This is a genomic window from Streptomyces sp. 8N706 (genome assembly GCF_052245415.1).
GTDB lineage: Bacteria > Actinomycetota > Actinomycetes > Streptomycetales > Streptomycetaceae > Streptomyces.
Genome location: NZ_JBQQBW010000188.1, coordinates 1 through 6,784, shown reverse-complemented (window position 1 = coordinate 6,784; position 6,784 = coordinate 1). Strand labels below are relative to the sequence as shown.

General features: G+C 72.7%; 4 protein-coding genes. All 4 read right to left on the bottom strand.

Features of this window, described 5'->3' with window-relative positions:
• On the bottom strand, positions 1–947 hold a 947-nt coding region (locus ACTWQE_RS33135), incomplete at its 3' end, for an ATP-binding protein (protein ID WP_443332798.1).
• A 134-nt stretch (positions 948–1,081) separates the two neighbouring features.
• Positions 1,082–4,717 carry a cobaltochelatase subunit CobN gene (cobN, locus tag ACTWQE_RS33130; RefSeq protein ID WP_443332797.1) on the bottom strand — a complete coding sequence of 1,212 codons (3,636 nt, stop codon included), beginning with the start codon at positions 4,715–4,717 and terminating at the stop codon, positions 1,082–1,084.
• A gap of 11 nt (positions 4,718–4,728) precedes the next feature.
• Positions 4,729–6,348: a cobyric acid synthase gene (locus ACTWQE_RS33125; protein ID WP_443332796.1), complete on the bottom strand. Its 1,620-nt coding sequence runs from the start codon at positions 6,346–6,348 to the stop codon at positions 4,729–4,731.
• The coding region (locus ACTWQE_RS33120; RefSeq protein WP_443332795.1) for a cobalamin biosynthesis protein at positions 6,345–6,784 on the bottom strand (440 nt) is incomplete at its 5' end. The genes ACTWQE_RS33125 and ACTWQE_RS33120, both read right to left, overlap by 4 nt.

Sequence of the window (6,784 nt, the reverse complement as noted above, 5' to 3'; positions counted from 1 at the left end):
AGCCTGCCCTCGTCCAGCCCCGGGGCGTCGAAGGGATTGCGCCGCCGCCGGTGCGGCAGCGCCAGCAGCGCCGCCTGCAGGACGTCCTCCGCGAGGACCTCCGTACGCCCCGCCCAGGCGGCCAGCGCCGTCGCCGTCCGCGCCGCCACGATGTCCGCGCGCATCCCGTCGACCTCGAACGCCGCGCACAGGGCGGCGATCTGGCGCAGCGCACCGTCCCCGAGGCGTACCGAGGGCAGCAGCGCCCGCGCCGCGGCGATCCGGTCCCTGAGGGCCTGCTCCTCGGCCGCCCAGCGCTCCGCGAAGGCCGCCGGATCCTCGTCGTAGGCGAGCCGGCGCCGTACGACATCCACCCGCTGCTCCGGCTCCCGCGAGGCCGCGACCTCCACCGTCAGCCCGAACCGGTCGAGGAGCTGCGGGCGCAGCTCGCCCTCCTCCGGGTTCATCGTGCCGACGAGAAGGAAGCGGGCCGCGTGCCGCACCGAGACGCCCTCGCGCTCCACGTACGAGGCGCCCATCGCCGCGGCATCCAGCAGCAGGTCCACCAGGTGGTCGTGGAGGAGGTTGACCTCGTCGACGTACAGCACGCCGCGGTGGGCGTCCGCCAACAGGCCCGGTTCGAACGCCTTTTTGCCTTCCGACAGCGCCCGCTCGATGTCCAGGGCGCCGACGAGGCGGTCCTCCGAGGCGCCGACGGGCAGTTCGACCATCCGGGCGGGACGGGAGACGCCCGTACCGGTCTCGTGCGGCCCGTCCGGGCACGACGCGTCGGGCGCGGCCGGATCACAGGAGAAGCGACAGCCGTGCACGACGTCCACGGCGGGCATCAGCGCCGCCAGCGCGCGGACGGCCGTCGACTTGGCCGTGCCCTTCTCGCCCCGCACCAGCACACCGCCGACGGCCGGGGAGACCGCGTTGAGCAGCAGCCCCAGCCGCAGGTCCTCCATGCCGACGATCGCGGTGAAGGGGTAGTTCGGCACCGAGGAGGCCCCCGCGGCCCGGGAAGCCCCGGAAGCCGCGGAGTCCGAAGCCCTGGCCGACGTGACCGTGGAACTCGTGGAACTCGTCGAACTCGTGGTCGTCACGCGTCGCCCTCCAGGTCGCCCTCGAGCTGCAGATAGGTCGCACGGAGCTGCTCCAGGGTCTCCGGGTCCGGCTCCGTCCACAGGCCCCGGTCCGCCGCCTCCAGCAGCCGTTCCGTGATGCCGCGCAGGGCCCAGGGGTTGGAAGCCTCCATGAACTGCCGGTTCTCCGGGTCGAAGACGTACTCCGACGACAATTTCTCGTACATCCAGTCGTCCACCACACCGGCCGTTGCGTCGTAGCCGAACAAGTAGTCGACGGTCGCGGCCATCTCGAAGGCGCCCTTGTACCCGTGCCGGCGCATCGCCGCCATCCAGCGCGGGTTGACGACCCGGGCACGGAAGACACGGTGCGTCTCCTCGCCCAGGGTCCGCGTCTTCACCTGGTCGGGCACCGCGCTGTCGCCGACGTACGCCTCCGGGGAGCCGCCGGTGAGGTGCCGGACCATGGCGACCATGCCGCCGTGGTACTGGAAGTAGTCGTCGGCGTCGACGAGATCGTGCTCGCGGGTGTCGACGTTCTTGGCGGCGATCTGGATACGGCGGAAGGCCGTCTCCATGTCGCCGCGCGCCGCCCGGCCGTCCAGCCCACGCCCGTACGCGTAGCCGCCCCAGACCGCGTACACCTCGGCCAGGTCCGCGTCCGAACGCCAGTTCCGGGCGTCGATCAGCGGCAGCAGCCCCGCGCCGTACGCACCCGGCTTGGAGCCGAAGATACGGGCCGTCGCGCGGCGCCGGTCGCCGTGCTCGGCGGTGTCCTCGTCGGCGTGCGCCCGTACGTAGTTGGCCTCCGCCGGCTCGTCCAGCTCGGCCACGGCCCGCACCGCGTCGTCGATCAGCCCGACCACATGCGGGAAGGCGTCACGGAAGAACCCGGAGATCCGGACGGTGACATCCACCCGCGGCCGGCCCAGCTCCTCCAGGGGCACGATCTCGAAGCCGGTCACCCGCCGTGAGGCGTCGTCCCAGACCGGACGGCAGCCCAGCAGGGCCAGGATCTCCGCGATGTCGTCGCCCTGCGTCCGCATCGCCGAGGTGCCCCACACCGTCAGGCCCACGGACTTCGGATACGCGCCCGTGTCGGCCAGATAGCGGGCGATGAGCGAGTCCGCCAGCGACTGGCCGACCTCCCAGGAGAGCCGCGACGGAATGGCCTTGGGGTCGACCGAGTAGAAGTTGCGGCCCGTCGGCAGCACGTTGACCAGCCCACGGGTCGGCGAGCCGGACGGCCCGGCCGGGACGTAGCCGCCGTCCAGCGCATGCAGGACGTTACCGATCTCGTCGGTCGTCCGGGCCAGCCGGGGTACGACCTCCTGGCAGGCGAACTCCAGTACGGCCACGGCATCGGGCAGCTCATGGCCCCCCAGCACCTCGGACACCAGCTCCGATGCGGCGGAAGCCACCCATCCACGCGCTTCCATGCCCTCGGCGAGACGACGGCACAGCTGCTCCAGCAGATCGATGGCGTCCGCACCCGTACGCGCAGGACCGTCCACCAGCTCCGACAGCTCGGCCGGTACCTTCACGGGTGCGCCGGGCTCCGCGAGGAGCTCCTTCTCCACCAGCCCGAACAGCCCGGCGAGCGCCGCCCGCAGACCCGGCAGTGCATCTGCCGTGCCGCCCCACACCTGCGAGGCGCGCAGCACGGCCAGCACCAGGTTGACGCGGGCCTCCTCGACCGGCCCACCGCCCAGGATGTGCAGACCGTCGCGGATCTGGACGTCCTTGATCTCGCACAGATAGCCGTCGATGTGCATGACGAACTCATCGAACTCGTCGTCGTCCGGCTGCTCCGAGACGTGCAAGTCGTGGTGGAGCTCGGCGGCCTTCACCAGCGTCCAGATCTGCGCCCGTACGGCCGGGGCCTTGGCCGGGTCGAGATCGCTGACGAGCGCGTACTCGTCGAGCAGCTGCTCCAGCTTGGCCAGATCGCCGTAGGTGTCGGCGCGCGCCATCGGCGGCACCAGATGGTCGACCACCGTGGCGTGCCCGCGGCGCTTGGCCTGGGTGCCCTCGCCCGGGTCGTTGACGATGAAGGGGTAGACGAGCGGGAGGTCGCCGAGGACGGCGTCAGGGCCGCAGGACGCCGAGAGGCCCAGGCCCTTGCCCGGCAGCCACTCCATGGTGCCGTGCTTGCCCATGTGGACGATGGCATCCGCCTGGAAGGTGTTCTCCAGCCAGCGGTAGGCCGCCATGTAGTGGTGCGAGGGCGGCATGTCGGGGTCGTGGTAGATCGCGATCGGGTTCTCACCGAAGCCGCGCGGCGGCTGGATCATCACCACGACATTGCCGAACCGCAGCGAAGCGAGCACGATCTCGTCCCCGTCGACGTAGAGCGACCCCGGCGGCTCCCCCCAGTGCTCCAGCATGCTGTCGTGCAGCTCGGGCTCCAGCTGCGCGAACCACTCCTGGTAGTCCGCCAGCGGCACGCGCGCGGGGGCGGTGGCGAGCTGCTCCTCCGTGAGCCACTCCACGTCATGGCCGCCCGCCGCGATCAGCCGATGGATCAGTTCATCGCCGTTGTCCGGGTATCCCTCGACCCCGTAACCGGCGTTCCGCAGGGCGTCGAGCAGCCGCACCGCCGACGCGGGGGTGTCCAGGCCCACCGCGTTGCCGACCCGGGAGTGCTTGGTCGGGTAGGCGGTGAAGACCACCGCGAGCTTCTTCCCGGCGTTCGGCCTGTGGCGCAGCCGCGCATGCCGTACGGCGATCCCGGCCACCCGCGCCGCCCGCTCGGGGTCGGCGACATACACCGGCACATCGCCCTCGCCCGTCTCCTTGAAGGAGAACGGCACGGTGATCAGCCGGCCGTCGAACTCGGGGATCGCCACCTGCATGGCCGCGTCCATGGGAGACAGCGCCGCGTCCGACTCCTCCCATGCCGCCCGCGAGGTGGTCAGACACAGTCCCTGGAGTACGGGCACGTCCAGCTCGGCCAGCGCGCCGACGTCCCAGGCCTCCTCGTCGCCCCCGGCGGACGCGTCGCTCGCGCGCGTGCCTCCGGCGGCCAGCACGGTCGCGACCAGCGCGTCCGCCCGGCCCAGCAGCTCGTACAGCCCCGGCTCGGCCTCACGCAGCGAACCGCAGTACACCGGCAGCGCGTTGGCGCCCCGCGCCTCCACGGCATCACAGAGCACATCCACGAACGCGGTGTTCCCCGACAGCTGGTGCGCCCGGTAGAAGAGAACACCGACGGTGGGGCGCGCCGGATCGTGCGCACGCTGCCCGTGCACCCCGTACGCCGGCATCTCCTGCGGCGGCTCGAAGCCTTCACCGCTCATCAGCACGGTGTCACTGAGGAAGCGGGCCAGCTCGGCGAGGTTCGCCGGGCCGCCCTCGACCAGATAGCGCAGTGCCTCGGCGACCACACCCGCCGGTGCCGTCGACTCGGCCATCAGCTCCGCGTCCGGCACGGACTCGCCACCCAGCAGCACGGTCGGAACGCCGGACGCCCGCAGCGCGGCGAGCCCGTCCTCCCAGGCCCGCTTGCCGCCGAGCAGCCGTACGACCGCGATCTCCGCGCCGTCCAGCAACTCGGGCAGGTGGGTCTCGGCATCGACCCGGGAGGGGTTGGCGATCCGGTACGGCGCGCCGGAGGCGCGGGCCGCGAGCAGATCGGTGTCGGCGGTCGACATCAGCAGGACGGTCATGGAGCCCCCGGAGGAACGAAGGGGAGCCCGGACGGTGCGCCGGACTCGATCAATTGCATGAGCGCATCCGTATCGGCGTGCTCCTCGATGAGGTCGCCGAGCCGGTCCAACTGCTCCTCGCGGAGCGAGGCGAAACATGTGTCCGGCGCGGGGACGAAACGGCGGCCCGCCTCGGCCGCGACCTGCCGCAGGAACGCCCGGCGGAAGCCGTCGCTCTCCAGCGAGCCGTGCCAGTGCGTGCCCCGGACGGCCCCCTTCCGGCAGCCGTCGAGAGCATGTCCGAGCGCGTCGGAGAAGAAGGGCTCGGCGGAGCCGGCCACCTCGGCCACGCCATGGTGGATCTCATAGCCCTCCACGCGCTCCCCGAGCGCGCGGCCGACCGGTCGCGCCAGGGTCTTCCCGGCGGCGAACCGGACGCGTACGGGCAGCAGTCCGAGCCCGTCGACCGCGCCTGCCCGTGACTCGACCTCGTCCTCGATGTGCTCGCCCAGCATCTGAAAGCCGCCGCAGATGCCGAGGACGGGCCGCCCCTCGGCCGCCCGGCGCGCGACCGCGTCCGCGATACCGCGCTCCCGCAGCCACGCCAGCGCCCGTACGGTTCCGCGCGTCCCCGGGAGCACGACGAGGTCCGCGTCGGCCAGCTCCTCGGGCCGGTCCACGAAGCGCACCACCACGCCCGGTTCGGCGGCGAGCGCGTCCACGTCGGTGAAGTTGGACATCAGCGGTACGGCGGCGACGGCGATCCGCAGCACATCCTCGCCGTACGGCGGGGCGACGACCGACTCGCGCACCGCCCCGCGCAACGACACGCGCAGCCCGTCCTCCTCGTCGATGCCCAGCCCGTGGGCGTACGGCAGGACGCCGAACGTCGCCCGCCCCGTCAGCCCGCGCAGCATCTCCAGGCCGGGTTCCAGCAGCGACACATCGCCGCGGAACTTGTTGACCAGATATCCGGCGACGAGCGGCTGGTCCTCCCGGCCCAGCAGTGCGGTCGTACCGAAGAAGGAGGCGAAGACACCGCCCCGGTCGATGTCCCCGACCACGACGACCGGCAGCCGCGCGGCGCGCGCCAGCCCCATGTTCACGATGTCCGTACGCCGCAGATTGATCTCGGCCGGACTTCCCGCCCCCTCACAGATCACCGCGTCATACGTGCCCCGCAGCTCCTCCAGGCACGCCACCACGGTCCCGAGCAGTTCCTCCCGCCCCCCGCCGTACAGCCTCTCCCCGGGCGAATCCGGCGTCGGTACGGACCCTTCCGCGGGCCCGGGGCGCCCGAAGTACCCGCGCGCGGTCATCTCCCCGACCGGCTTGCCCAGCAGCACGACCTGGCTGCTGCGGTCGCCGCCCGGCTTGAGCAGCACGGGGTTCATCAGGGCGGTCGGCTCCACCCGCGCCGCCGCGGCCTGCATGGCCTGGGCACGCCCGATCTCCGCGCCGTCCCGGGTCACGAACGAATTCAGCGACATGTTCTGCGCCTTGAACGGCGCGACGGAGACGCCCTTGCGGGCGAGCCACCGGCAGATCCCCGCTGTGACGACACTCTTCCCGGCGTCCGAGGTGGTCCCCGCGACCAGCAGTCCGCCACCGCCGCGTCCGTTGTGCGGTCCGTTCATACGTTCCCCCTTCCGGCGGCCGGAAGCCGCCCACCGGTCACGCCGCCGCTGGTCCGGCGGCGGATCCGCGTGCCACCGCCCGGGGCTCCTGCCGCACGTCGCCCGAGGGCGGCGACCGCGCCCGGCGCAGCGGCGCGCAGGGCCGAACGGGATTGCGGGGAGGCCGGCTTCACGGTCCCCGCCCGGTCGCCGGGGCGCAGCGCGCTCCACAGGAGCCGCCCGCCGACGCAGGCCGCGAGCGCGAGCAGGTTCACCCGCCGCGACAGCCGCACCGCGCGTTCGATGTCCCGTACGGCCACGGGCCGGTTCTCACCGCCGAGGACGGGCCGGTGTTCGGTGCGGCCCGCGTACGCCAGGGTGCCGCCCAGGCGGACGCCGAGCGCACCCGCGAAAGCGGACTCGACCGGTCCGGCGTTGGGGCTGGGATGCCGTCGGG

What these genes read in the sequence shown, in the direction of transcription:
- cobN (WP_443332797.1), bottom strand. Translation starts at nt 4,717, where the DNA reads ATGTCGACCGCCGACACCGATCTGCTCGCGGCCCGCGCCTCCGGCGCG.
- ACTWQE_RS33125 (WP_443332796.1), bottom strand. Translation starts at nt 6,348, where the DNA reads ATGAACGGACCGCACAACGGACGCGGCGGTGGCGGACTGCTGGTCGCG.